Source organism: Ruegeria sp. H6 (assembly GCF_056532975.1).
Window position 1 is genome coordinate 30,329 of sequence record NZ_JBQFOA010000016.1, and the last position, 25,079, is coordinate 55,407.

The 25,079-nt window shown below is 58.9% G+C and carries 31 protein-coding genes; 21 read left to right on the top strand and 10 right to left on the bottom strand.

From position 1 onward, the window contains the following. Window position 1: 1 nt before the first annotated feature. Window positions 2-583, bottom strand: a complete 582-nt coding sequence (locus tag ACR0AG_RS19970; protein WP_480842046.1) for an FMN-dependent NADH-azoreductase — start codon at window positions 581-583, stop codon at window positions 2-4. A 117-nt stretch (window positions 584-700) separates the two neighbouring features. On the opposite strand from ACR0AG_RS19970, the gene ACR0AG_RS19975 reads away from it, so the two are divergent. From ACR0AG_RS19975 to ACR0AG_RS19985, 3 genes are read left to right on the top strand one after another with little or no spacing between them, the layout of a single operon-like run. Beyond that, complete coding sequence (locus tag ACR0AG_RS19975; RefSeq protein ID WP_480842048.1) at window positions 701-1,579, top strand: LysR family transcriptional regulator; 879 nt, start codon at window positions 701-703, stop codon at window positions 1,577-1,579. Beyond that, entirely contained in the window at window positions 1,576-2,499 is a 924-nt protein-coding gene (locus ACR0AG_RS19980) for a DMT family transporter (protein ID WP_480842050.1), read from the top strand. Before ACR0AG_RS19975 ends, ACR0AG_RS19980 begins: the two co-directional genes overlap by 4 nt. Before the next feature lie 51 nt (window positions 2,500-2,550). Beyond that, window positions 2,551-2,826 (top strand): hypothetical protein, encoded by a 276-nt coding sequence (locus ACR0AG_RS19985; protein WP_480842052.1) that lies wholly within the window; start codon window positions 2,551-2,553, stop codon window positions 2,824-2,826. On the opposite strand, the gene ACR0AG_RS19990 is transcribed toward ACR0AG_RS19985, so the two are convergent. Both ACR0AG_RS19990 and ACR0AG_RS19995 read right to left on the bottom strand, forming a co-directional pair. After that, window positions 2,827-3,165, bottom strand: a complete 339-nt coding sequence (locus ACR0AG_RS19990; protein ID WP_480842054.1) for an ArsR/SmtB family transcription factor — start codon at window positions 3,163-3,165, stop codon at window positions 2,827-2,829. Between the two features lie 4 nt (window positions 3,166-3,169). Next, window positions 3,170-3,826, bottom strand: coding sequence for a hypothetical protein (locus ACR0AG_RS19995; RefSeq protein ID WP_480842057.1), 657 nt, complete (start codon window positions 3,824-3,826; stop codon window positions 3,170-3,172). Window positions 3,827-4,186: 360 nt separating this feature from the next. Here ACR0AG_RS19995 and ACR0AG_RS20000 point away from each other — a divergent pair, with 360 nt between their 5' ends. The 5 genes from ACR0AG_RS20000 to ACR0AG_RS20020 all read left to right on the top strand — a co-directional run bounded on the left by ACR0AG_RS20000 (window position 4,187) and on the right by ACR0AG_RS20020 (window position 6,757). After that, the gene (locus ACR0AG_RS20000; RefSeq protein ID WP_170673619.1) at window positions 4,187-4,519 is read left to right on the top strand and encodes an AtpZ/AtpI family protein; all 333 of its coding nucleotides are present in this window, start codon (window positions 4,187-4,189) and stop codon (window positions 4,517-4,519) included. Window positions 4,520-4,521: 2 nt separating this feature from the next. Continuing rightward, window positions 4,522-5,280 carry a F0F1 ATP synthase subunit A gene (locus tag ACR0AG_RS20005; protein ID WP_480842059.1) on the top strand — a complete coding sequence of 253 codons (759 nt, stop codon included), beginning with the start codon at window positions 4,522-4,524 and terminating at the stop codon, window positions 5,278-5,280. A gap of 48 nt (window positions 5,281-5,328) precedes the next feature. Continuing rightward, window positions 5,329-5,553, top strand: a complete 225-nt coding sequence (locus ACR0AG_RS20010; RefSeq protein WP_005981269.1) for a F0F1 ATP synthase subunit C — start codon at window positions 5,329-5,331, stop codon at window positions 5,551-5,553. An 86-nt stretch (window positions 5,554-5,639) separates the two neighbouring features. Then, window positions 5,640-6,191 carry a F0F1 ATP synthase subunit B' gene (locus ACR0AG_RS20015; protein ID WP_480842062.1) on the top strand — a complete coding sequence of 184 codons (552 nt, stop codon included), beginning with the start codon at window positions 5,640-5,642 and terminating at the stop codon, window positions 6,189-6,191. A gap of 5 nt (window positions 6,192-6,196) precedes the next feature. Next, the gene (locus ACR0AG_RS20020; RefSeq protein ID WP_480842064.1) at window positions 6,197-6,757 is read left to right on the top strand and encodes a F0F1 ATP synthase subunit B; all 561 of its coding nucleotides are present in this window, start codon (window positions 6,197-6,199) and stop codon (window positions 6,755-6,757) included. A 61-nt stretch (window positions 6,758-6,818) separates the two neighbouring features. On the opposite strand, the gene ACR0AG_RS20025 is transcribed toward ACR0AG_RS20020, so the two are convergent. Beyond that, entirely contained in the window at window positions 6,819-7,307 is a 489-nt protein-coding gene (locus ACR0AG_RS20025; protein ID WP_480842066.1) for a metal-dependent hydrolase, read from the bottom strand. Beyond that, window positions 7,307-8,077 carry a FadR/GntR family transcriptional regulator gene (locus ACR0AG_RS20030; protein WP_480842068.1) on the bottom strand — a complete coding sequence of 257 codons (771 nt, stop codon included), beginning with the start codon at window positions 8,075-8,077 and terminating at the stop codon, window positions 7,307-7,309. The genes ACR0AG_RS20025 and ACR0AG_RS20030 overlap by 1 nt, the downstream gene beginning before the upstream one ends. 148 nt (window positions 8,078-8,225) lie before the next feature. On the opposite strand from ACR0AG_RS20030, the gene ACR0AG_RS20035 reads away from it, so the two are divergent. The 6 genes from ACR0AG_RS20035 (at window position 8,226) to ACR0AG_RS20060 (ending at window position 16,120) form a co-directional block, all read left to right on the top strand. Beyond that, complete coding sequence (locus ACR0AG_RS20035; RefSeq protein WP_480842070.1) at window positions 8,226-9,419, top strand: aminotransferase-like domain-containing protein; 1,194 nt, start codon at window positions 8,226-8,228, stop codon at window positions 9,417-9,419. Window positions 9,420-9,463: 44 nt separating this feature from the next. Beyond that, window positions 9,464-9,859, top strand: coding sequence for a hypothetical protein (locus ACR0AG_RS20040; protein WP_480842072.1), 396 nt, complete (start codon window positions 9,464-9,466; stop codon window positions 9,857-9,859). Window positions 9,860-10,000: 141 nt separating this feature from the next. Next, the gene (locus tag ACR0AG_RS20045; RefSeq protein WP_480842074.1) at window positions 10,001-13,456 is read left to right on the top strand and encodes a chromosome segregation SMC family protein; all 3,456 of its coding nucleotides are present in this window, start codon (window positions 10,001-10,003) and stop codon (window positions 13,454-13,456) included. Window positions 13,457-13,509: 53 nt separating this feature from the next. Then, window positions 13,510-13,860, top strand: coding sequence for a hypothetical protein (locus tag ACR0AG_RS20050; protein WP_480842076.1), 351 nt, complete (start codon window positions 13,510-13,512; stop codon window positions 13,858-13,860). A gap of 214 nt (window positions 13,861-14,074) precedes the next feature. Further along, on the top strand, window positions 14,075-14,683 hold the full coding sequence (locus tag ACR0AG_RS20055) for a carboxymuconolactone decarboxylase family protein (RefSeq protein ID WP_480842078.1): 609 nt from the start codon (window positions 14,075-14,077) through the stop codon (window positions 14,681-14,683). A 147-nt stretch (window positions 14,684-14,830) separates the two neighbouring features. Continuing rightward, a complete protein-coding gene (locus ACR0AG_RS20060; RefSeq protein WP_480842080.1) occupies window positions 14,831-16,120 on the top strand; it encodes an MFS transporter in 1,290 nt (429 codons plus the stop codon). Between the two features lie 56 nt (window positions 16,121-16,176). On the opposite strand, the gene ACR0AG_RS20065 is transcribed toward ACR0AG_RS20060, so the two are convergent. From ACR0AG_RS20065 to cobD, 3 genes are read right to left on the bottom strand one after another with little or no spacing between them, the layout of a single operon-like run. Beyond that, on the bottom strand, window positions 16,177-17,340 hold the full coding sequence (locus tag ACR0AG_RS20065; protein ID WP_480842082.1) for a lytic murein transglycosylase: 1,164 nt from the start codon (window positions 17,338-17,340) through the stop codon (window positions 16,177-16,179). Window positions 17,341-17,353: 13 nt separating this feature from the next. Beyond that, window positions 17,354-18,274, bottom strand: coding sequence for an adenosylcobinamide-phosphate synthase CbiB (gene cbiB, locus ACR0AG_RS20070; RefSeq protein WP_480842084.1), 921 nt, complete (start codon window positions 18,272-18,274; stop codon window positions 17,354-17,356). Continuing rightward, window positions 18,271-19,236, bottom strand: a complete 966-nt coding sequence (gene cobD, locus ACR0AG_RS20075; RefSeq protein WP_480842086.1) for a threonine-phosphate decarboxylase CobD — start codon at window positions 19,234-19,236, stop codon at window positions 18,271-18,273. Before cobD ends, cbiB begins: the two co-directional genes overlap by 4 nt. A 184-nt stretch (window positions 19,237-19,420) precedes the next feature. Between cobD and ACR0AG_RS20080 the strand changes: the two genes are divergently transcribed. Continuing rightward, window positions 19,421-19,783 (top strand): response regulator transcription factor, encoded by a 363-nt coding sequence (locus tag ACR0AG_RS20080; RefSeq protein ID WP_480842088.1) that lies wholly within the window; start codon window positions 19,421-19,423, stop codon window positions 19,781-19,783. Here the strand turns inward: ACR0AG_RS20080 and ACR0AG_RS20085 are convergent. After that, window positions 19,765-20,754 (bottom strand): glutathione S-transferase family protein, encoded by a 990-nt coding sequence (locus ACR0AG_RS20085; RefSeq protein WP_480842090.1) that lies wholly within the window; start codon window positions 20,752-20,754, stop codon window positions 19,765-19,767. The genes ACR0AG_RS20080 and ACR0AG_RS20085 overlap by 19 nt on opposite strands. 210 nt (window positions 20,755-20,964) lie before the next feature. On the opposite strand from ACR0AG_RS20085, the gene ACR0AG_RS20090 reads away from it, so the two are divergent. Next, window positions 20,965-21,318, top strand: a complete 354-nt coding sequence (locus ACR0AG_RS20090; protein WP_480842092.1) for a hypothetical protein — start codon at window positions 20,965-20,967, stop codon at window positions 21,316-21,318. Between the two features lie 70 nt (window positions 21,319-21,388). Here ACR0AG_RS20090 and ACR0AG_RS20095 read toward each other — a convergent pair whose 3' ends face one another. Continuing rightward, window positions 21,389-22,561, bottom strand: coding sequence for a MalY/PatB family protein (locus ACR0AG_RS20095; RefSeq protein WP_480842094.1), 1,173 nt, complete (start codon window positions 22,559-22,561; stop codon window positions 21,389-21,391). 94 nt (window positions 22,562-22,655) lie between these two features. Between ACR0AG_RS20095 and def (ACR0AG_RS20100) the strand changes: the two genes are divergently transcribed. The 5 genes from def (ACR0AG_RS20100) to ACR0AG_RS20120 are packed head-to-tail and all read left to right on the top strand — an operon-like array spanning window position 22,656 to window position 25,063. Continuing rightward, window positions 22,656-23,174 (top strand): peptide deformylase, encoded by a 519-nt coding sequence (gene def, locus ACR0AG_RS20100; protein ID WP_480842096.1) that lies wholly within the window; start codon window positions 22,656-22,658, stop codon window positions 23,172-23,174. Then, entirely contained in the window at window positions 23,171-23,665 is a 495-nt protein-coding gene (gene def, locus ACR0AG_RS20105; protein ID WP_480842098.1) for a peptide deformylase, read from the top strand. The genes def (ACR0AG_RS20100) and def (ACR0AG_RS20105) overlap by 4 nt, the downstream gene beginning before the upstream one ends. Before the next feature lie 2 nt (window positions 23,666-23,667). Beyond that, window positions 23,668-24,582, top strand: coding sequence for a methionyl-tRNA formyltransferase (gene fmt, locus ACR0AG_RS20110; RefSeq protein ID WP_480842100.1), 915 nt, complete (start codon window positions 23,668-23,670; stop codon window positions 24,580-24,582). A 6-nt stretch (window positions 24,583-24,588) separates the two neighbouring features. Continuing rightward, window positions 24,589-24,825: a hypothetical protein gene (locus tag ACR0AG_RS20115; protein ID WP_480842102.1), complete on the top strand. Its 237-nt coding sequence runs from the start codon at window positions 24,589-24,591 to the stop codon at window positions 24,823-24,825. A gap of 1 nt (window position 24,826) precedes the next feature. Beyond that, complete coding sequence (locus ACR0AG_RS20120; RefSeq protein WP_480842104.1) at window positions 24,827-25,063, top strand: GlsB/YeaQ/YmgE family stress response membrane protein; 237 nt, start codon at window positions 24,827-24,829, stop codon at window positions 25,061-25,063. Window positions 25,064-25,079 lie beyond the last annotated feature (16 nt).

Sequence of the window (25,079 nt, forward strand, 5' to 3'; positions counted from 1 at the left end):
CTCAGGCGGCCAATCGCGCCACAGCCTCGCGGGCTGAGGCCAGCGCTGCATCTGCGTCCATGGCCATTTTGTCGGCGGCGACAACCTCGACATCAGTGATGCCGATAAAGCCAAGCACGTGGCGGGCGTAGTTGGTGGCAAAGTCGATCTCGGACCCGACAGCCGTACCGCCAGATGCGATGGCCAGAACCGCGCGTTTGCCTTCCAACAGACCTTTGGGCCCGTTTTCCGAATAGCTGAACGTCAGGCCCGCGCGAGCGACAAGGTCAATCCACGCTTTGAAGGCCGCGGGGACAGAGAAGTTGTAGATCGGCAAGCCAATTACAATCGTATCAGCCGCTTGCAGTTCTTTGACCAGATCGTCAGAGAGGGAAAGCTGATCTCGCTGGGCATCGCTTCGCTGATCAGCGGGGGTGAAGTTGGCATTGATCCAGTCTTCGGTCAGCAATGGCAGGGGGGTGGCCAGATCGCGACGGATGATGCGACCGGGGTTCAGGTGCTGAACAACACGATCAGACAGCTCGCGCGTGGCTGAACCAGATCGGCGGGCAGAGGCATCAATGTGCAGGATGGTTTTGGTCATGTCAGGGTTCCTTGGGTCAGAGAATTGCGTCTGCTCTCAATATGAACGTTGCGTTGATGAACAAAACCCGGATATACCAACACCTATTGTTGGAATTTGCACAATGAAAGAGATGCAATGGACAATTGGGACGAAGTCAGAACCGCCTATCAGGTGGTACGCATGGGAACCGTCAGTGGCGCGGCAGATGTGCTGGGTGTGCACCACGCCACAGTCATTCGCCATATCGATGCGATTGAGGCGCGGCTGGGTGTAAAGCTGTTCCAGCGTCACGCACGCGGTTACACCCCGACAGAAGCGGGCGAAGACCTGATGCGTGTGGCGCAGGCGACCGAGGATCAGTTCAATCAACTGGTCGGTCGGATGAAAGGGCGCGGTGACGATGTTTCGGGTGAGCTGGTCGTGACCTCATTGGGATCACTGGCGCCGCTTGTGGTTCCGGCCTTGTCCGAGTTTCAGCGCATGCATCCGGGCCTGATTGTCAGGTACCTTACCGGCGATCGCCTGTTTCGTCTTGAATATGGCGAGGCGCATGTGGCCATCCGCGCAGGTGCCGCGCCAGACCAGCCGGACAATGTGGTTCAGCCGTTTTTGACGCAGGAAGTCGGGCTATACGCCAGCAAGGATTACATCGCTCGCCACGGAAAACCCTCGGGCGTCGAAGACTTTGCGGAACATCATTTTGTCAGCACCGACGACGAAAACAGCCGCGCGCCGTTTTCCAAATGGCTGCGCGAGACGGTCTCGGCGGGTTCGATCACGTTCCGATGCACAAACAATTTCTGCATTCGTGAGGCAGTCCTGTCCGGTGCGGGCATCGGCTTTATGGCGCGGTGGGAGGCGTCTCGAAACCCCAATCTGGTCGAAGTGATCGAGCCGCTGCCGGAATGGGCGGGTAACCTGTGGCTTGTGACCCATGTGGACCTGCACAGGACCACCAAGGTTCAGGCATTTCTGACTCATTTGAAAGAACAGGCCAAGGGTTGGGCACCATGACCGAACAGGGGCGTGGCCACCTGGCCATGTTGGTTTTCTCGGCATTGGTGGCGGGCAGTTTCTCGCTGGGCTCAATCGTCGCCAACCAGATCGCACCATCGGCAATTACAGCCGCGCGTTTCGCCATTGCCGCGGTGGTGATCGGTGCGGCGGCGCTGATGACAACCGGTCTGCCGCGCAGCGCCGCGCAGGCACCATGGCGCTATGCCGTGTTGGGCGGGCTCTTCGGCACCTATTTCGTCCTGATGTTTTACGGGTTGCAGACCGCCCCGCCGATCAGCACGGCGGCGGTGTTTACCCTGACGCCGGTGATGTCGGCCTTGGCCGGTTGGGTCCTGTTGCGGCAAGTGACGACGGCCCGTATGGCGCTGGCCCTGACAATTGGTGCGGTTGGGGCGCTTTGGGTGATTTTCCAGGCCGACTGGCAGGCCTTTCGCGCGTTCCACGTGGGTCAGGGTGAAATTATCTTTTTCTGGGGATGCGCCGCGCACGCAATTTACACGCCCATGGTGCGCCGTCTGAACCGGGGGGAGCCTGCGGTGGTCTTTACCTTTGGTACGCTGGTGGCAGGGTGCATCATGCTGATGGTGTTCGGCTGGTCCGACATCATGGCAACCGATTGGGCCAACCTGCCGGCGATTGTCTGGATCAACCTGATGTATCTGGCGCTGTTTGCGACGGCTTCCAGCTTTGTGCTGGTCCAATTTGCGGCGCTGCGTCTGCCCTCGGCCAAAGTGATGACCTATACCTACCTGATCCCAAGTTGGGTGATCTTGTGGGAAATCGCTCTGGGCCGACCGACACCGGCGCCGCTGGTGCTGGTTGGGGCAGTACTGACGGTTGTTGCCTTGCTGCTTTTGCTGAAAAGCGATGCCGAGGTTTCACGCCCAAAGATCAAGGCCGCGGATAAACCCTTGTGATCCCGCCGCGGTGTGTCAGTCTGCACTCAAAGCGATGAACGGGGCGATATCATGAGCAGAATGACATTGGGCATGCTTGCCCTGATACTCGGGGCCTGCACCGAAGGCTCCACCTCGGGCGGTGTTCCCGGCACTGACAAGCTGCAGGCCAGTTGCGAGTCATTGGTTTCGGCCGAGACCGGCACGCGGTCCAGCGATGTGAACGCAATGTCGACGCAAACGGAACCGACGGGCACATTGATAACGGTGGCTGTGGCAGGCTCGCAAACTCCGTGGTTGTGCAGCGTAGACGTCACCGGCGTGGTGACCGGAGTTGCGCCCGCTTAGTTAGGTCGCGTCGTCCGACCCCGGCAGCTCAACCTCCAGAAACCGTTCGAACGCGTCCAGGTTGACCGGCTCGAACTGCCCGAAGCCCTGCATCCAGACGGATGCGGCGCGCAGCGCGTCGGGCTCCAGCTTGCACCATTTCACCCGGCCGCGTTTTTCCTGAGAGATCAGTCCCGCTTTGGTCAGGATCACCAGATGTTTCGAGATCGCGGCCAGCGACATCTCGAACGGTTCGGCGACGTCTGTGACGGCCATGTCATCCTCCAGCAGCATCGCAAGGATGGTGCGGCGGGTCGGATCGGCAAGAGCGGCGAATACGGTGTCGAGGTCGTTGGGCATGGGCTCAACCCGAAATCACGTTGCAGCGCAATAGATCCCAGTGCTTTGCCACTTTGGCAGCCTTTAGGGCCTTGGCGAGGCGGTCGCTTATGATCGGGGCATCAATAATTACCGGGTCGAACCAAATGTCCGGCCCAGTCAATACACCCTTTGAAAAAGTCAGATCCCCGTCACTTACATGGTCTCTGCCGCGCACCATGAAAAGTTCGACCGGATTTCCAAGCGGAGTTGCACCTTCGGAACTGTCTCTGTTGAAGCAGGGTTTGCCGTCGCCCAAAACGAGATAGAACCAATCACCTTCCAACTTGGTTCTCTGGTCTGGGTACAGAAGCTCGACAGGAACCAATCTTGATGACCCCATTTCGTGGTCGCGTAAGATATCTGCAGAAGTGGATGAGACCACCAGCGCACCGCCAGCACTAAAGATACTGCGTGTGCGACGCTTGTGAATTGCCCAACGTTTGACAGCATAAAGTTGTTTTGGGAACTCGTGATCTTCGATGGGCAAATGCTCAGTTTGCCTCTTTGTTACAGAGCTGAATGCGACACCAATTTCATTGTCTCGCGGCGGCCTGGGAACATCCGGATATCCGACCGGTCGATATCCGTAAGTAGCATATGGATCCCGGTGCATATTGCTCAACCAAACCACATCGCTCATTCTTTGCCCTCATATTCTCAAGCGCATCATGTTTCAAAGGTGACACCCTTGAGAGCGCAGAGGCAATTTCATTTCCGTCGTTTGGCCCGAGCTTGGCAGTGCTAACCAAAGCGGATTTGGCGCCAACACGCTGCGTAAGCTACTTATGGGGGGGCAAAGATCAACCAAAAGGTTGAATATGCGGATTCAGGTGAATTTGCCCAGCCCGTCTGTTCCGCATCTGAAGATGTCCATCCACGATCAGATTTTTCATTATAAGAATCATAATCTTAACGGGGATTTAGGTGCGGCTTATACACCGTTGACTCTGCGCCCCATGCGCCTTAGCACCCTACCCAAGACTGTGCGAGGGAAACGCCCGTGACCGATGACGACCAAAAGCAGCGTATGGCGCAGCTTGAGGCCAAGATCGAAGCGGCGAAAAAGGCCAAGGCGCCCAAACCCCGCGCAGATGCTGACGTGTCCGGGGGCGAGCTTGCCTGGAGGATGGTCATCGAAATGGTATCCGGTCTGGGGATCGGATTTGGCATCGGATACGGGCTGGACAGCCTGCTCGGGACGATCCCGATATTTCTGGTGCTGTTCACATTGCTGGGCCTTGTCGCGGGCGTGAAGGTTATGCTCCGCAGCGCGAAAGAGGTTCAAGAGAAACAAGCGGCTGCAAGCGCGGCCGAGAAGGACGAGAGGGACTGAACGTGGCGACCGAGACCACCGCAGCAGAAGGCAGCAGCCTGGTTTTCCATCCGATGGACCAGTTCATCGTCAAGCCGTTGTTTGGCGACGGTGCCGTGGGCATGTTCACGATCACCAACGTGACGCTGTGGCTGTTCCTGGCCATCATTGCCATCGTGCTGTTGCTGATCTGGCCGACCTCCAAGCGCGCGATTGTCCCGACCCGGATGCAATCCGTGGCCGAACTGGCTTATGGCTTCATCTACAAGATGCTGGAAGACATTTGCGGCAAGGAAGGCGTCAAGTACTTCCCCTATGTCATGACCCTGTTCATGTTCATCGTCTGCGCGAACTTCCTGGGCATGATCCCGATGTCGTTCACCACCACATCGCATTTCGCCGTGACCATCCCGCTGGCGTTGGCCGTTTTCCTGACCGTGACCGTTCTGGGTTTCGTCAAGAACGGCGCAGGTTTCCTGGGACTGTTCTGGGTGTCCAGCGCACCGTTGGCCCTGCGCCCGGTTCTGGCGATTATCGAGCTGATCTCGTACTTCGTACGCCCCGTCAGCCACTCTATTCGTCTTGCCGGTAACGTCATGGCAGGCCACGCCGTGATCAAGGTTTTCGCAGGCTTTGCCGCGATCGCCGCGATCTCACCCGTGTCCGTTCTGGCGATTACCGCAATGTATGGCCTTGAGGTCCTCGTGTCCTTCATCCAGGCCTACGTTTTCACCATTCTGACCTGTGTATATCTGAAGGATGCGCTGCATCCGTCGCACTAAGGTCCGATACCCCAACATCGAAACTTCCAATTCGTAAGGAGATACATCATGGAAGGCGATCTCGCACACATCGGCGCAGGCCTGGCAGCAATCGGTTCCGGCGCAGCCGCAATCGGGGTGGGCAACGTTGCTGGCAACTTCCTGGCCGGCGCCCTGCGCAACCCTTCGGCGGCTGCTTCGCAGACCGCAACCCTCTTCATCGGTATCGCGTTCGCAGAAGCCCTGGGGATCTTCGCATTCCTGGTCTCGCTGCTGCTGATGTTCGCCGTATAATCTGCGGAACCTGATCCTTACGCGCAGGTGGGTCCAAGCCATAGTGGCCCACCTGTTGTAAAGACACGTTTCCGACGGAGGATATCATGGCGACTGAACCCATTACAGAAGAAGTAGCCGGCTCGTGCGTCGACTCCTATGGTTCTGCCATCGGGATGCCGCAGCTCTGCTTCGATTGGTTCCCCAACCAGATTTTCTGGCTGGTCATCACGCTGGTCGTCATCTTTCTGGTCCTGTCTCGCGTGGCCTTGCCGCGTATCGCGGCAATTCTGGCGGAACGTCAGGGGACCATTACAAATGACCTGGCTGCGGCCGAAGATCTGAAGGCCAAAGCGGTCGAGGCCGAAGAGGCCTATAACAAGGCGCTGGCTGATGCCCGTGCCGAAGCGCAGCGTATCGCAGCCGAGACACGCGCGGAAATTCAGGCAGGCCTGGATGACGCGATTGCCAAGGCAGATGCGGAAATCGCTGCGAAGGCGGCTGAATCGGAAAAGGCAATTGCCGAAATCCGTGCCGGTGCGCTGGAAAGCATTCAAGTGGTTGCCAAGGATACGGCGGCTGAACTGGTCACTGCGCTGGGCGGCGAGGCGGATGCCAAAGCCATCGACAGTGCCATTGACGCGCAGATGAAAGGATAAGTGACATGCGGAACACTCTTGCCCTTATCCTGACATTTGGTGTGGCCAGCCCGGCTTTTGCAGCCAAAGGCCCGTTCTTTTCGCTGGCCAACACAGATTTTGTGGTCACGCTGGGCTTTATCGTTTTCATCGCGGTCCTGTTCTACTTCAAAGTGCCCGGCATGATCGGTGGCGCGCTGGACAAACGCGCCGACGGCATCAAGTCCGAGTTGGACGAAGCCCGTGCCCTGCACGAAGAAGCCCGCAGCCTGCTCGCCTCGTATGAGCGCAAGCAGCGTGAGGTTCAGGGTCAGGCCGACGCCATTGTAGCGGCGGCAAAAGACGACGCGGCTCTAGCGGCTGAGCAAGCCAAGGCAGATCTGGAAAAATCCATCGAGCGTCGGCTGGCTGCCGCTCAGGATCAGATCGCATCCGCCGAAGCGTCGGCTGTCAAGGAAGTTCGTGATCAGGCGATCTCGGTCGCGGTTTCTGCAGCGAACGCCGTGCTTGCCAAGCAGATGACGGCAGCGCAGGCAAATAAGCTGATTGATGCCGCTATCGCGGATGTGGGTGAAAAACTGCACTGATCATCTGGTTCATATGAATCGAGAAACCCGAGTGTCCCGGACGCTCGGGTTTTTTGTGCGGCTATGGGCTGCGGATTGATCTGCGCCGGGTCACGAACCAAACGATCAGGGCGGTTGCAGTAACCAGTATCTCAACCTTGAACGTCCAATGGTTGAGGAAAGACAGGATCCAATGGGAATGCGTGGCCTGCACCATGACCAGCGGATAAGTGGCGTCCGAGAAAGGCCAGAGCCAGGCAACCGCGCCGGTGATCGAATCGAGCATCATATGCACCAGCCCACCTGCGCCAAAGAAGGCCAGGGCTGTACCGGTTTTTTGAAACCACTGACGGATCAGAAGCCCAGCAAACAGAAAGCCAAGCCAAACAATCGGGCGGTGGGTCAGATACGAATGATGATGGTGCCCGCGATTATCGACAAAATAGAACCACAGCATATCCACATCCGGTGCGACCGCTCCGGTCATTGCCGCTGCAAAGGCCAACTTGCCAAGATTGGGTGTCGCAGCCCGGAAGATCAGATAGGCGCCTGGCAAGTGCCCGATGAACATCAGTGCTGTCCGGTTTCATGCTCCAGCCTTTGCTGGGCGATGGCCTCGTTTCTCCGGGCCTTTTGCTGGTCGGCCATGGATCGTTCGACATAGCTCAGATGGGCCTCGACGGCCTGCCGCGCGCCTTGTGGATCACGCTCTTGCAGGGCGGCGTTGATGGCGCGGTGCTGGTCTAGGATGGCGTCGCGGGTGGTCCGCTGGTTGAACATGATCTGGCGGTTGTAGAAAACGCCTTGGCGCAGCAGATCGAACATCGACCGCATCATGTGCAGCATTACGACGTTATGGCTGGCCTCGATGATCGCCATGTGGAACTGCGCATCCAGATGCGCTTCGTCCTCGGCGGCATTGCGGGCATGTGCAGCTTCCATCTTGTCCAGAATGGTCTGCACCACTTTCAGATCACTGTCCGATCCCAACCTTGCGGCACGTTCCGCCGCCAACCCTTCCATGTCGCGCCGAAAGGACAAGTAGTCAAAGACCGCTTCGTCATGGCTGCCGAACAGGCGAATGAGTGAAGGGGAAAACGCGGATCCCAACACTTCGGCGACGTATATCCCTGATCCGGCTTTTGCTGTCAGCAGACCCTGCGCCTGCAGGTCCGAGATCGCCTCGCGCAGGGACGGGCGCGAAACGCCCATTCGTTCGGCCAATTCACGTTCCGAGGGCAGCCGTTCACCCGGGCGCAATATGCCCCTCAGGATCAGCAGTTCGATCTGTTTGACGACGGCAAGAGACAGTTTTTCGGTTTGGACTTTTTGGAAGGGCATCGCGCGTTTGCTTGAAATTGGTCAAAATACATGACCACGTATCGCGTCAGTGATCAAGAACAGGATCTTGAGTGAATTTAGGTCAGCATTATTGACTTTAATGGTTGTGCGAGTACCGTAGGGCGACATTCCGCAAAAGGCGAGGCATATGGAAGAGCTTTACGCAACGCGCGCGTCCCGCATGAAGGCATCGGAAATCCGTGAATTGCTGAAACTGTTGGGTCAGCCTGGCATCATTTCATTTGCGGGCGGCATCCCCGATCCCGATCTTTTCCCTGCTGCCGCGTTTTCCCAAGCCTTTCAGTCTGCGCTTGCGGGTGACCAGCAGGCACAGGCGTTGCAATATTCGGCCAGTGAAGGTTATGCGCCGCTGCGTGAATGGATTGCGGATCACATGGGATCGATTGGCGTGACATGTACGCCGGAAAACGTTCTGATCACCTCCGGCTCGCAACAGGCGCTGGATTATCTGGGCAAACTTTTCCTTTCGCCGGGTGACACAGCCCTCGTTGGATGGCCTACCTATCTGGGCGCGATCAATGCGTTTTCGGCCTATGAGCCGCGCTTTGCTCAGCTCAGCATCAATGGCAACCGCGGTGCAGCGGAATACCGGGCAGCGGCTGGGGCTGGTGCCGTGAAATTCGCCTATCTGTCGCCTGATTTTGCCAACCCGACCGGTGAGACCGTGGATTTGCGCGGTCGCGAGGCCCTGTTGGACCTCGCGGAAGAGCTGGAATGCATGGTGATCGAAGATGGCGCCTATCAGACGCTGCGCTACGAAGGGGATCCTGTTCCGCCCGTCCTCGCGCTGGAACTGGCTCGCAAGGGATCATTGGAGGACTGCCGTACTATCTATTGCGGCAGCTTTTCAAAAACCCTTTCACCGGGGCTTCGGGTGGGCTGGGTCGTGGCGGCGAAATCCACGATTTCACAACTGGTCTTGTTGAAACAGGCCACTGACCTGCATTCGTCGACGATTAATCAGATGGCGGTGCATCAAGTGGCCGATAGCTGCTTTGACACGCATATCCCAAAGCTGCGTCAGGCCTATCAGGCGCGCCGCGACGCCATGCTGAACGTGTTGGCCCAGCACATGCCCGAGGGTGTTGAATGGACGCGACCGGAAGGGGGCATGTTCATCTGGGTGACGCTTCCCAAAGGCATGGTCGGCGCGCAGTTGTTGGAGAAGTCGCTGGACACTGTCAAAGTGGCATTTGTACCCGGCCAGGCGTTCTTTCCCGACGGAAGCGGCGCGAACACGATCCGGTTGAGCTTTTCCAATTCGGATGAGGCGACAATCGCCGAAGGTATTCGCCGTTTGGGAGAGGTGGTACGGGGCTGACAGGGGAAAGGTTTCATTAACCCTATTACCGCTAAAACAGCGATATGGTCCGTCTGCTTGCCTTACTGTTACTTGCTGCCTGCTCGGCCGGTACACCGTATTTCCGCGGTCTGCCCGCGACACGTATCGCGGTGAACGGCAGCGTGTTTGACATACGCGTGCGCAATGAACTGGCCGAGGCTGTTCGTATAAACACGCAATACGCCCCGCGTTTGGGTCCGATCCGGGAACGGGCGGCACTGGCCATGATGCAGGTGTCTGGATGCCCGATCCTGGACGTCTCAGGCGACGCCGCCGTCACGGTGGGCGTATTGGGTTGCGACCGGGAATTGGGGGATAAGCTCATTCTGGGCGCGCTGTCCCGTCGCAACTATGTATGCATCAACTATGGCTATTCCAGCGGCTACAGCTATCAGGTCTTTGAATGCTCGCCCTACTGAGTAGGGCCGGTTCGGGCAGAGTTTTGCCAAGATATTGTGGATAACTTGGCCCAACCGCCCATATCCTGCGCAATCACGTTGACACCTTGGCCTTCGGTTGCGCAGACTTCTTACCCATAGGAATCATGTCACGAGCAGCCATTGCGCTTTAGCAAAATTAAACTGACCGGCTTCAAAAGCTTTGTTGATCCAACCGATCTGATCATTGCAGATGGGTTGACCGGTGTGGTTGGGCCAAATGGCTGCGGCAAGTCCAATCTGCTGGAAGCCTTGCGTTGGGTGATGGGGGAAAACCGTCCCAAGTCCATGCGTGGCGGCGCGATGGAGGATGTGATTTTCGCAGGGGCCGCGACGCGCCCGGCGCGCAACTTTGCCGAGGTGGTCCTGACCATGGACAACTCGGAGCGACTGGCGCCCTCGGGGTTCAACGATGCCGATCAACTTGAGATCGTTCGTCGCATCACCCGCGACGTTGGCAGTGCCTATAAAACCAACGGCAAAGATGTCCGTGCCCGGGATGTGCAGATGCTGTTTGCCGATGCCTCGACCGGGGCGCATTCGCCCGCACTGGTGGGGCAGAACCGCATCGCCGAGCTTATCAATGCCAAACCCCGCGCGCGCCGCCGTATTCTGGAAGAAGCTGCGGGGATATCCGGCCTTTATCAGCGCCGGCACGAGGCCGAACTGAAGCTGAAAGGCACCGAAGCCAACCTGACCCGTGTCGACGATGTGCTGGAACAATTGGGCGCGCAACTGGCCCAACTCGCCCGTCAGGCCCGTCAAGCGGCCCGCTATCGCGAGGTTGGAGAACTGCTGCGCAAGGCCGAAGGCATGTTGCTCTATCGCCGTTGGAAAGAGGCTGACATGGCCCGGCAACAGGCCGAAGACAAGCTGCGCGAACGGATCACCGATGCTTCTCGGGCCGAGGCCGCGGCCCGCGCGGCCAGCGCCAAACGCAGCGAAATAGAAGAGACCTTGCCGCCCCTGCGGGAAGAGGAATCCATTGCTGCCGCCGTTTTGCAGCGTCAGCAGGTGGAACGTGATGCACTGACGGATCAGGAAACCCGTGCCCGTCAGACGATCGAAACCCTGACCAACCGGATTCAGCAACTCGGCAACGACATCGAACGTGAAACCGGATTGAATCGAGACGCGGGCCAGATGATCGAACGGCTGGAGTGGGAAGCGCGCGAACTGGCCAAAGCCGCCGAAGGCCATGACGACAAGGTGGCTGCTGCTGCTGAAGTGGCGCGTGAAGCGGCCTCGGTCCTGCAGAATCGTGAGGATCACCTGTCTCAGGAAACCGAGGATATGGCACGGCTGGTTGCCCGCCATCAATCTGCGCAGCGCCTTGTGGAAGACAGCCGCAAAACACTGGCGCGTTCAGAGGGAGAGGAAGAAAAGGCCCGTGTCGCCGTGGATGAAGCGCGAGGTGCCTTGACCCGTGCAGGTGAGATGTTCCAAGCCGCCCAAACCGGTGAGCAGGAGGCGCGCGATGCGGCCGAAGCTGCGGAACAGGCTCTGACGGCTGCTGACGAGCTGCGCAGTGAAACCCAGGCTCGCGAGGCCGAAGCAAGGGCACAGAGGTCCGAGGCCGAAGGTGAGCTGGGTGCGATCCGGGCCGAGACGACCGCCTTGGCCAAGCTGGTTGAACGCGACACCGCCGAAGGCGGGCAGGTTCTGGACATGCTGCGTGTGGCATCGGGGTACGAAAAGGCCCTAGGTGCGGCACTTGCCGACGACCTGCGCGCCCCGCTGGTCGAGGGTGATGGCCCGTCGGGCTGGGTTCTGGTTGCCGGTTATTCCGCGGATCAACCCTTGCCGGAAGGTGTCGAACCTTTGGCCTTGCATGTGTCCGGGCCGGATCGTCTAAGCCGCCGGATCGCGCAGATCGGGTTGGTGGATGCGGATCGGGGCGGACAGTTGCAGGCGCAGTTGCAGCCGGGTCAACGCCTGGTGTCGCGGTCCGGCGACCTGTGGCGCTGGGACGGATACCGGGCCTGGGCCGAAGACGCGCCAAGCGCCGCCGCCCTGCGGTTGGAGCAGCTCAACAAGCTTGAGGCGTTGAAACAGGAACTTGCCCGCACCGAGGCGCAGGCCGATGGGGCCCGTGCAGCGCATGAGGCGCTGTCAAAGCAACTGGCCGACGTGACCGAAGCGGACAGACGCGCCCGTGAAGCGCGCCGGGCGGCTGATCAGAAAATGGCAGAAACGGCCCGCGCCCTCAGCCGGGCCGAGGCGGATCGCAATCTTGCACAAGGCAAACTGGAAACGCTGACGCTGGCCGTAGATCGCCACAAGGAAGATGCAATGTCTGCCCGCGCCCAACTGCGCGAGGCCGAGTCGGCGCTGACCGATTTGGGTGATCTCGACAGCGCCCGTGCACAGGTCGAAGACATCAAGCAAACGGTTGAGGCCGCGCGCATCACCATGCTGACCCACCGGTCCACGCATGATGAGCTGCGCCGCGAGGGCGAGGCGCGGACCCGTCGCAGTCAGGAAGTGACCAAGGATCTGAGCGGCTGGCGCCATCGCCTGGACAGCGCCGAAAAACGAATTGCAGAGCTGGCGGAGCGCAAAACGGGATCCGAGCAGGAGCTGTCAGACGCTACCGCAGCCCCCGCGGAGATTGCGGACGCGCGGGAAAAGCTGAACGAATTGATCGAAACCTCCGAGGCGCGCCGCGCAGCCGCCGCCGACAAACTGGCGCAAGCCGAGACGCAGCAACGCGACGCTGTCATGGCTGAACGCGAGGCGGAACGCCTTGCCTCGGACGCACGCGAAGCCCGGGCCGCAGCCGAGGCACGCAGCGATGCCGCCAAGGAAAGTGTTGTCGCAGCAGCCGAGCGTATTGCGGAAGACCAACAGTTGACGCCGAACCAGTTGCTGAACCAACTGGACGTCAATCCGGATCAGATGCCCGCTGCGGATGCGCTGGAGGCCGAAGTAAACCGCCATAAACGTCAGCGCGACGCGTTGGGTGCGGTCAACCTGCGCGCCGAGGAAGATTCGAAAGAGGTTCAGGAAGAATTCGATACCCTGACCAGCGAAAAGGCCGATCTGGAAGAAGCCATCAAGGCCCTACGCAGCGGTATTGCCAGCCTCAACCGCGAAGGGCGTGAGCGTCTGCTGACGGCTTTCGAGCAGGTGAACTCGAACTTTGCGATGTTGTTCAAGCACCTCTTTGGCGGCGGCGAGGCCAATCTGGTCATGGTCGAAAGCGACGACCCGCTGGATGCGGGGCTGGAGATCATGTGCCAGCCGCCGGGCAAGAAGCTCTCGACCCTCAGCCTGTTGTCTGGCGGGGAACAGACCCTGACCGCAACCGCGTTGATCTTTGGCGTCTTCCTCGCCAACCCGGCTCCGATCTGTGTGCTGGACGAAGTCGATGCACCCTTGGACGACGCCAACGTCACAAGGTTCTGCGACCTGCTGGATGAGATGTGCCGCCAGACCGACACGCGGTTCTTGATCATCACCCACCACGCGGTGACCATGGCCCGGATGGACCGTCTGTTTGGCGTCACCATGCAGGAACAGGGCGTCAGTCAGTTGGTTTCGGTTGACCTCAAGAAGGCAGAGCAAATGGTGGCCTGATCCCTCACCGGATCGTTACGCGCAATCTGTGCCCGATGGGGTTAGAGTTCCTCATGATCCGTGTTCTGACCCTGACCCTGTTGACCGCAACGCCGCTTTGGGCCGCCGAGTGGCGAACCAAACCCGGGGATGTCCCGCTCTCTGCTGCAGAGTTGGAGGCATTGGCAGGGCGCACGCTGACCTTCTATGACGACGGCCAGTCCAGATTTTCCGCCGGTGGAGCCTATTCCTATACCTATGCCAGCGGAGATTCAGCCTTTGGTACCTATTCCATCGCCGAAGACGGCAGCGTCTGCATTGCCTACCGAAATGGTTTCAGTCGCTGTGATCTGTACGTCCGCAGTGGCGAGAGGTTGATCCTGATTGATCAGAAAGGTGACCGATATCCGGTACGACCGGAGTGAGGGATTGAATTGAACTGCACCTGTTTTCCGGGTGCTTTTCCTCAACCTCTGCTGGCGGGATGTTTCCTGTGGGCCCACCCGTAGTTATCCCCAAGCTGACGCGACGATCCCGTATCAGCCTTTGCGCAGCGCGTTCGATCGCTACCAGATCTGTCATATTGATTAGAAACAAGGCCCCAAGCAATATGCCCGGGACCAAGTTGGAGTGCATTTGATGACATGGATAAAAACCATCCCCTTCGAGCAGGCGACCGGAAAACTGAAGACCCTGTATCAGCGCGTGACCGGGCCGGACAACAATGTCGATAACATCATGATGGCCCATTCTCTGCGCCCCCACTCGATGGAAGGGCACATGGCGATGTACAAATATGTACTTCACCATTCGGGGAATACGGTGCCGAAGTGGTTTCTTGAGGTTCTGGGCGTTTGGGTGAGCGAGCTGAATAGATGCGACTATTGCGTGCAACATCACTTCGCAGGGATGAAACGCCTCTTGGGGGATCAAGAAAAGGCAGAAGCGATCGGCAAAGCCATTTCTTCTCATGACATCGATGCCGCACCGCTTGATCAGGCACAAAAACAGGCAATGCGCTATGCGCAAAAGCTGACGCAGACCCCAGCTGCGATTGCCGAGACTGATGTGCAGGCGCTGCGCGATGTCGGGTATGAGGATGGTGAGATTTTGGAGATCAACCAGGTAACGGCGTATTTTTGCTATGCCAACCGCACGGTTTTGGGCCTTGGATGCAACACCGAAGGCGATGTTCTGGGGCTAAGTCCGAACAATTCAGCGGATACCAATGATTGGAACCATTCCTAAGGCGCAAGCAGACAGATTTCTTCACAGAGACACAAGGTAGCCGATTGCCCGAAGTTGCAACGCCGCGCGGGCCCGCGCAATCGAGATGCCGAGTGAGCCCGTGACAGAGCTATTGCGCAAGTTGCCTGCAAAGTCGAAGGTGCGACCATGGCAACGGAATTAGACTTCTCCTTCGCTGCGCTGACCGTTCCGGCGCGGCGGCATATCCGGGTGTTTCAGATCCACCAGTTTCTCGACCGGTTCGCGATGGGTCTGACGGTTGCCGTTGTTGCTTTGGCATTGACCGACCGCGGGATGGACCTTTTTCAGATTTCGCTGCTGTTTGGGGTCTACTCGTTCACGACCATGGCGATGGAGCTTCCGTTCGGCGGGTTGGCCGACAACATCGGGCGCAAGCCGGTCTTTCTGGCTGCGGTCATTGCCAGTTTGGTCTCGCTCGCCCTCTTTCTTTCGACCAGCGATTTCTACGTACTCGCGCTTTCATTTGCGTTCATCGGTTTTGGCCGCGCATTGCGGTCAGGGACGCTCGACGCCTGGTTTGTTGAAACCTTCAAAGCAGTGGCCCCAAATGTGGATTTTCAACCCGCCCTTGCAAAAGCGCAGTGGGCCAATGCCATGGGTTTGGCGGCAGGGGCTGTTTTGGGGGGCCTTCTGCCCGATCTCTTTGGCCAGGCGGCAGAGAGATTGGGATTCAGTGTCTATGATGTGTCGTATGTGGCAAGTTTGGCGATGATGCTTGGGGTGTTCGTTTATACTGTTGTTTTCATTGTTGAAAAACCACGACCGCTGAACCCTCGCGCTCTGGTGCAAGGCTTCGCCTCGGTCCCTCTGGTGATCAAAGACGCAGGTCTTCTGGCGCTGAGGCATCCGGTATTGTCGGTGCTATTGGCCTCTCTGGCGTTCTTTCTGATGGCGACCAACCCGGTTGAGGTGATCTGGCCGACCCATGCAAAACCCATGTTGGACGACGATTATGCCAACACCGTCATTGGTATCCTGACCGCCGCTTATTTCTTCTCAATCGCGTTTGGTGCATGGCTGTCTACGCATATCAGCCGGATTTTCAAGCGTCGGCATGCAGTGACCCTTGCGGCGTCCTTTGCCTGTATGGCGGGCATTCAGGTCGCGTTGGCTGTGCAGGGCAATATCGCCGGGTTTGTGTTGGTTTTCGTCGTGTATTCTGTTGTCCTTGGCGTTTCCGAGACGCCAGCCAGCAGTATTCTTCATAGATGTGTAGAAGACTGCCAGCGATCCACAATGCTCTCTCTGAAATCGCTGATTCAGCAACTCGGAGCAGCCTTGGGCCTGATCTTGGCAGGTGCCATTGCCGAGGTCTATTCGACACCCACGGCGTGGATGGTGGGTGCCGTGTTTCTGGTCATTGCAGTGATCCTGATCAGCATCCTTGCCAAAAGGCTAGCCGTCGAAGCTGAATAGCGATCATTAGCGCGACACGCAGCTTTCTGAACCAAGGGCCTGGTGCAACCTAGCCCTTACAACCGTCCCAACAGCTCTGCCGTTGGCCAGGCATCTGCAGGAAGCCCCAGACGTGCTTGTTCTGCCTGCACTGCTGCCCGGGTGCCGGCACCGAGGATGCCGTCGATCTTGCCAACGTCATGACCGCGGTTCTGCAACTTGGTCTGTAGCTGTTTCATCTGGGCATCGGACAGCCCTGGTGCGGGGTTGCCCGCGTTGTAAATCTGGCCACCTTCAAGCCGGGTGCCGAAATAGGCGGCGGTCAGGACGTAAACGAAGCTTTGATTCCATTCGAAATACACGTCGAAATTGGGATAAGCCAGAAATGCAGGCCCTTTGTGGCCTTGTGGCAGGATCAATGACGCGGGCAGGTCGGTCAAAGACCCGTTGCGCGCCTGAACGCCCATGGATTGCCATTTGGCCACCGAGCGCGGCTTGCCGGGGCCAGACAGCGACCAGTCCATGTTTCCGGGCACCGTGACCTCTTGCAGCCAGGGCTGGCCCGGCTGCCAGCCCAGATGCGACAGCATCTTGCCGCCCGACATCAGCGCGTCAGGGGCCGAGGTCTTGAGCGAGACCTTGCCATCGCCATCGCCGTCCACGCCGTTTTCAAGGATGTCACGGGGCAGCATTTGCACCATCCCGATCTCTCCGGCCCAGGCCCCAGTGGTGCGGGCGGGATCGAAATCTCCATTTTGATAGAGCTCGACAGCTGCAAAGATCTGCGGGCGGAACAGTTCAGGTCGGCGGCAGTCATGGGCCAGCGTGACCAGAGCGTTGCGGGTATTGAAATCACCCTGAACGGCGCCGTAATCCGTCTCGAACGCCCAGAACGCCAGCAAAACACCGCGCGAAACACCGTATTCCCGCTCGATCCGGTCAAATACCGCATCATATTTGCGCGATATGGCCTGCCCGCGGTCGATCCGGTTTTGCGAGATCAGGCGGCGGGAGAAATCGATGAAGGGTTTCTGAAACACACCTTGCGCCCGGTCGGCACGCAACACGGCATTGTCCTGTTGGACACCCTGGAAAAACGCGTTGACGGTGGAGGGATCGAACCCCTTTTGCTCGGCCTCGGATTTGAGCCCTTTGACAAAGCTGTTAAAGCTGCCGCCACATTGGGACAGGGCAGGCGTGGCGAGCAGAGCAGCGGCGAACAGGCCGGAAAGAAAGCGCATGAGGAATGTCCCGTCAGAAAATCAGTTCGATCCCAACCCACACTGACAACAGCCCAAGTGCAAGCCCCCAAACTTTCCAAAGCATGTCACATGCGCGGAAAACCTCGTATGCGCCGATCTCGCGCTGGGCGTTGCCATTGACCCAGGCCAGGTCTCGCAACTGGCCGTCATAGCTTCGCGGGCCTGCCAATGCGATGTTCAGCGCGCGCGCCATGGCGGCCTCGGGCCAACCTGCGTTGGGTGATTTGTGGCGGCGGGCATCCGCCACAATGACGCGCCATTGGTTCCACCGCCCGGACCAAGCAACGATCATCAGACAGGTCAGCCGGGCGGGGATCAGGTTAAACAGGTCATCGAATCGGGCCGAAGCCCAGCCAAAGGCCAGATATTTCTGATTGCGATAGCCGATCATGCTGTCGGCGGTGTTCACGGCCTTGTAGATCAGCAGGCCGGGCAGGCCCGCGACAAGAAACCAAAACGCAGGTGCAATCACCCCGTCGCTAAGATTTTCCGCCGCGCTTTCAATAGCAGATCGCGCAACCTGCGCCTCGGTCATGTCGGCCGTGTCGCGTGACACGATCATGGCGACCTTGGCGCGCCCTTCGCTCAGCGAAGAGCGCAGGCCATCACCCACGGCGCGGACATGGGAAACCAGCGATTTTTGCGCCAGAAGGATCGCGCAGATCAGGATCTCGACCACCGGTCCAAGCCAGGCCAGCGCCCAACCGATCAGCGCCGCTGCCATGACCAGAAGGCCCAGCACAGCGACCCCTTTCAACTGCTGCAGATGGTTTCGGTTCAGGCGTTGATCCAGCCAGCCAATTGCGTTGCCGATTACCACGGCTGGATGCCGGATGCGCGACCATAGCCAGTCGGGTTCGCCCAAAGCCGCATCCAGGCAGAGGGCGCAGATCAGCAAAGCCGCGCTTGTCACAGCGCGGCCTCCAGGCGTTCCCAGCCGTCATGGGGCGGCATGCTAAGGCGCAGATAGGTTGCCGAATAGGGAAAAATCCGGCTCCAGATATGCGCCTGGGCCAATCGGGTCTGCCAGGTTGCGGCGTCGTCGACATGATACAGGCGAAACAGGCTGGTGCCGCCAACGACTTTGGCGCCTGATCCGGTGACCAATCCGTCAAGCCGTGCGGCCTCACCCGCCAGACGGGTGCGCGTCTGATCTGCCCATGCAGTATCGGTTAAAGCGGATTGCCCAATCCGCAGGGCAGGGCCGGATACGGCCCAGGGCCCTGTCAGATCGTTCAGCCGCGCGATCAAATCGGGATGCCCGATGGCAAATCCCAGCCGCAATCCGGCCAGTCCCCAGAATTTCCCGAAACTCTTCAAAACAATCACGCCGGGATTGCCCGCCAGATGGATCAATGAGGCCTCAGGGGTGACATCGCAGAAACTCTCGTCAATCACGGTCAGGGGCGCGTCGACGTCCGAGGCCTGCCAAATCCGCCCATCAGGATTATTGGGGTGCACGATGACACGTGCATCCGCAGAGGCGCTGTCCCCGACACGCCAGCCCTGTGCTGAAAAGGCAGCGGCATGTTCGTTATAGGTCGGCGTCGTGATGCGAACCTTGCCTGCAGCGGCCAGCGCAGGGATTCGCGCGATGATGGCGGACGCACCGGGTGCGGGCAGGATGTCGGCCTTGTCTGGAACCGACCAGAACGATCGTGCGGCATCTGAAAGCCGTTCGAACGCGCCATGGTCCGGCAACTCGGTCCAGTCTGAAGGGGACAGAGCGCCGATCTCATACGGATGCGGGTTGATCCCGGTCGACAGATCGATCCAGTTTTCGCGTTGCCCGCCAAATTGCCGAACCGCGCCATCCAGCCCGCCGCCATGGTCGCGGATCGCGCGCGGGTTCAAACGCGTTTCAGGGTTCGTCATGGGGGCCTCAGTCGAAAAATTGGCAGTTTCTCTCTGCTTCAAGCGGATTTTCGCCGTCCACACAAGCAATTCCGCGTGAGGAGCGCGAGGAACGGGCGGCGTTAACACTTTGTTAAGGAAATGGCGGGATCACGGACCATAGGGGTCGGCACCACTCACCTACCATGTGCCGAGGTTATTGCAAATGAAAGTACTGATTGTCGAGAGTAACCCCGATCTGGGTCGGGTGTGGCAACGCCATCTGCAAAGGCAGGGTGCCGAGGTGGCTTTGGTAGAATCCCAGGAAGCTGCGATCCTGGCGCTATACGGGACAGAGTTCGATATCATCGTCCTGGATCTGGTGCTGGAGACCGGCAGCGCATTGGCTGTGGCGGATTTCGCCAGTTACCGGCGGCCCGAGGCGCGCGTCATCTTTGTCACCAACACCACGTTCTTTTCGGACGGGTCAATCTTTGCCCACAGCTCGAACGCCTGCGCCTATGTGCAAAGCAATACACCGCCAGAGGATCTGGCGGCGATGGTCGAGCATTACGCGGCGGGGCGTTGATCCCTGCCGTGGGGTGCTGAATAGTCCAACTGAGGATTGATTGGCACGATCCGGTGCGGATTGATGCTTTCGTGGCTATAGTGATAGTGGCGCACGATGTGCGACATGTTCACGGTCTCGGCCACGCCCGGCCATTGATACAGCTCGCGCGTATAGGCCCAAAGGTTCGGATAATCGATCAGACGGCGCAGGTTGCATTTGAAATGCAGGTGATAGACCGGATCGAACCGGATCAACGTGGTGAAAAGGCGCCAATCCGCTTCGGTGATGCGATCCCCCATTAGATACCGACGAGAGGACAGGCGCTCTTCGAGCCAGTCCAGCGTGTCGAACAAGGGGCCAACAGCCGCGTCATAGGCCTGTTGGCTGGTGGCGAACCCGGATTTGTAGACGCCGTTGTTCACATCCGAATAGATTCGCGCGTTCACCTCTTCGATCTCGTCGCGCATCGCCTCGGGCCAGTAGTCGTCGGTGTTGCCGGTGATATCGTTGAACGCCGAGTTGAACATCCGGATTATTTCCGAGCTTTCGTTCGACACGATGGTGCCCTGGGCCTTGTCCCACAGGATCGGAACGGTCACCCGACCGGAATAGGACGGATCAGCACGGGTATAGATCTGATGGGCAAATTCGGAGCCAAACAAGGTATCACCCGTTGCGCCATCTTCGTCCGCATCGAATGTCCAACCCTTGTCCAGCATGTCCGGATGCACGACAGAGACCGAAATGTGCGGCGCAAGGCCTTTGAGTTCACGGAATATCAGAGTGCGGTGCGCCCAGGGGCAGGCATGGCTGACATAGAGGTGATAGCGGCCGGACTCTGCCGCGAACCCGCTTTTGCCCGAGGGGCCGGGGCTGCCGTCTTTGGTGATCCAGTTGCGGAACTGTGCGGCGGTGCGTTTGAACGCCCCGCCCGTTGATTTGGTGTCGTACCAGGTGTCGTGCCAGGTGCCGTCGACAAGCAGGCCCATCTTGCATCCTCCGGATTGTGTTCAGCGCAAAAGATAGTCCGGCACTGGGCCTCTTCCTACAGGTCCGCGCGCGCATGAGCCCTGCGCCGATGCACAACAGCTCTGAGATTTCCCGGCAACAATTCGCACGCAAACTGCGCCATGTGTCCTAGTTCACTGGATTTTTACAGTTTCATGCTCAAAAATAGGGACGTTCTGGGGGAAATTCGAATGAGTACGTATGTTTCTAAGGAAATGCATGCCGAGCTGGACGCTGCTCGAATCGCGACCTTGAAAAAGGCCAGCCGTTTGCGTGTGCAAATGGGCGACAATACCTACAAAGTTCTCAGATTGTGGAAAAACGGCTTTACCGTTGAGGCCGCGCAAACGCCACGTCTGCGAGGACTGGTCGACATCTTTGACGGTGCGAACCATTTGTACCAATGCCTGATCGTGGCCTCGCAAGAGGAAACGGGCGAGATGGAGTATGAATTCAAGCGCAGCACAGCCGCCGCGGACAAAGCCCCGCTTGATTTCTACCGCGCACCAGACGCCCCCATCGCCTTGCTTGGGCGCGACGACTAGAACCCGAATTTACAGAAGTCAGAAACCGAGCCTTTTTTCGACCCGTGGCAACAGTGCGGTAAGCGATCTGCTATTGCAGATCGCTGAAGGCGGATTTCAGGCGTGTACAGGCCTCTTCGACCCGCGACCGTTGTGTGGCAAGGTTGAAGCGCTCAAAGGTTTCGCCGCCCGTTCCGAATCCTGGCCCCGACGAGGTGGCGATTTTTGCCTCCTGGCGCAAACGGCGGATGACTTCGGAATGGTCCATTCCCGTGCCCGAAAAATCCACCCAGGCCAGATAGGTCGCCTGCAGGGGCATTGACCAGAGACCCGGTATCTGTGCGATGGTTTCGTCAAAAATCTGACGATTGTCCTGCAGATGCGCGATTTGCGCATCGACCCATGCAGCACCTTCCGGGCTGTAGGCAGCAGTGATCATCGCCACACCCAATGCACCGGGATCGTAGTCCAGTGCCAGCAAACGGTTGCGCATCTGCGCGCGCAGGTCAGGATCTGGAATGATCATGTTGCCGGTGCGCTGACCGGCGATGTTGAAGGTCTTGGAGGCCGCCGTCAAAGAGATGGTTCTGGCCCGCGCCTCGGGGGCGGCGACATCCATCGGGACAAACGTGTTCCCGGGATAAACCAGATCGTGGTGGATCTCGTCCGAGACAACAATCAACCCGTTGCGTTCTGCAAAATCAGCCACCGCGCGCAGCTCTTGCGGTGTCCAAACCCGCCCTGATGGGTTCTGCGGGGAACACCACAGTAGCAGTTTTTCGGTTCCATCCAGTCGGGATTGCGCGTCTTCAAGATCAAGCGCATAGCTGTCGCCGTCGCGGACCAGCGGGCATTCGACCAGACGCCGGCCGGCCTTGTTCACCTTGTGCGCGAATTCGTGGTAGACCGGTGAAAAGATGACAACTCCGTCGCCAGGATTGGTAAACACATCCAGACAGAGTGCAATCGCGTTGCCCAGGCCCTGGCTCGTCAGAATCCAGTCTGTGTCGATCTCCCACCCGTGCCGCGTTTTCATCCACCACTGAATCGCGTTCAGGTAATCGGGATGCATCCAGGAATACCCATAGACGCCATGTTCTGCGGCCGCGCGCACGGCTTCGATCACGCAGGGGGCGGTTTGATAGTCGGAATCCGCTGTCCACATGGCCAGCCCGTCCTCGGGTGAAACGCCGTATAGCCGCTCCATCTTGTCCCATTTTGAACTGTTTGTGCCCCGGCGGTCGATCAGGTCGTTGAAAGTCATGTCATCTCCATCTGTCGAGGCGAAAGCTAGTCACAATTCAGGCGGGCGCAAGGGGGGCGTTGCGGCTGGGCGCGGGATGACCTAAATCAGCCTCATGAAACGCAGTATCCTGATCCACCCTGATCCCCGCCTGAAAAAGGTCTGTGCGCCGGTTGCCGATATTACGGACGACCTGCGGAAGCTGGCCGATGACATGCTGGAGACGATGTACGACGCGCCCGGTATCGGGCTGGCGGCGCCCCAAATCGGTATTCTGGATCGCTTGATCGTGATCGACTGCGTCAAGGAAGAGGGCGAAACCCCGCGCCCACTTGTCATGTTCAACCCTGAAATCGTTGCGTCCTCGGACGAGACAAGTGTCTATGAAGAAGGCTGCCTGTCGATCCCAGAGCAATATGCCGAAGTGACCCGGCCCAAGGCAGTGGATGTCGCGTGGATGGACCGAGACGGAAACGCGCAGCAAGAGACATTTGACGACCTTTGGGCCACATGTGTGCAGCACGAGATCGACCATCTGAATGGCAAGCTCTTTATCGACTATCTCAAACCGCTCAAACGGCAGATGATCACGCGCAAGATGCAAAAGCTCAAGCGCGAAAAGGCCCGCTCATGACAGTGCGGACCTGCTTGCCTTGGCCGGACAAACGGCTTCGGACCAAGGCCGAGGACGTTGCCGAGATCACCGATGAGGTTCGTGAGATCTGGGACGATATGATCGACACGATGGAGGCGATGCCCGGCGTTGGTCTGGCCGCAACCCAGATCGGTGTGATGCTGCGTTTGGCCGTGGTTGACGGATCGACCGAGCGCGGCAAGGCCAAGAAACTGGCCAATCCGGAAATCCTGCACAGCTCGGTTGAACTGCGCGAGCATGAGGAGGCCAGCCCCAACCTGCCGGGTGTATCCGCCAAGGTGAAACGTCCGCGTGCCGTGACCGTAAAGTTTCTGAACGAACAGGGCATGATCGACCGCCGTGATTTTGTTGGGATCGAAGCAACCAGCGTACAGCATCAGATCGATCATCTGAATGGGCGGATGTATTTCGACCGGCTCAGCAAGGTCAAACGTGACATGCTGCTGCGCAAAGCGAAGAAACAGGGGTAGCAATGCGCGTCGTTTTCATGGGAACGCCGGGTTTTTCGGTGCCGGTTCTGGACGCGTTGGTTGAGGCTGGGCATGAGATTGCAGCCGTCTATTGCCAGCCTCCGCGCCCGGCTGGTCGGGGCAAGAAGGACAGGCCCACCCCGGTACAGGCGCGCGCCGATGCGTTGGGATTGCTGGTACGCCATCCAGTATCGCTGAAATCGTCCGAGGAACAGGCCAGTTTCGCCGATCTGAATGCTGATGTGGCGGTGGTGGTGGCTTATGGCCTGATCCTTCCGCAACCAATTTTGGACGCGCCGAAACATGGGTGCTTGAACATTCATGCCAGCTTGCTGCCGCGATGGCGCGGCGCGGCCCCGATCCATCGCGCGATCATGGCGGGGGATGCGCAATCCGGCGTCTGCATCATGCAGATGGAGGCTGGTCTGGACACAGGGCCTGTCTTGTTGCGCCAAGCGACCGACATAGGGGCTGAGGAAACCACCGCCCGGTTGCATGACCGCCTGTCAGCCATGGGTGCCGCTCTGATCGTCGAGGCTTTGGAGCAATTGCAGCAGTTGGTGCCCGACCCGCAGCCCAAAGAGGGCGTCACCTATGCCTCTAAAATCGATAAGGCCGAGGCGCGTGTGGATTGGATTCAGCCCGCTGTTCAGGTGGATCGGCAAATCCGTGCGCTGTCGCCATTTCCCGGCGCCTGGACCGAAATGGACGGCGACCGGATCAAACTGCTGGCTTCCCGCCTTGCCAAGGGGCAGGGCGCCCCGGGTGAGGTTCTGAATGCCGATTTGAACGTGGCTTGCGGCGAAGGGGCGGTCGAGCTGCTGCGCTTGCAAAGGGCAGGCAAAGGCGCGCAAGATAAAGAAACCTTTCTGCGGGGTCGGCCAATCCCGGTCGGCACGCGCCTGAATTCGGAGTAAAGCCAGATGGTCTTGGTCCTGATGGGCACTGTTGTGATCGCCGGGATCGTCGGGTTACTTTCAGAGCGTTCCGGCTTTACCCAAAACGGGTATTTGCCGTCGATCATCATCTGTGTCGGCGGTGCCTTTCTGTTTTACTTTGTGCGCATCATGTTTGGTATCAGCTTTGGCGCCCCGGGGGTGGACGCGGTCTTGTCGGCGATAGGGGCCCTGATCATCGTTCCAACCCATTGGAGGAAATGAGATGCCGATTGTCGCACTTATCATCATTGGCGCCGCGGCCGGGTTTCTGGCCACACGCCTGATGCGGATTGAGGCGGATATCCCGACCACGATGCTGATCGGTATCGTCGGCGCGTTGGTGGGCGGGTTGATCCTGCGCACGCTTGTGACCGTCATGGGGTGGCTATCGGGATTTATTGGTGCCGTCTTGGGCGCGCTGTTGGTTTTGTGGCTTTGGAAAACGTATTTCAAACGTTGAACGCGTCGGATGGCGC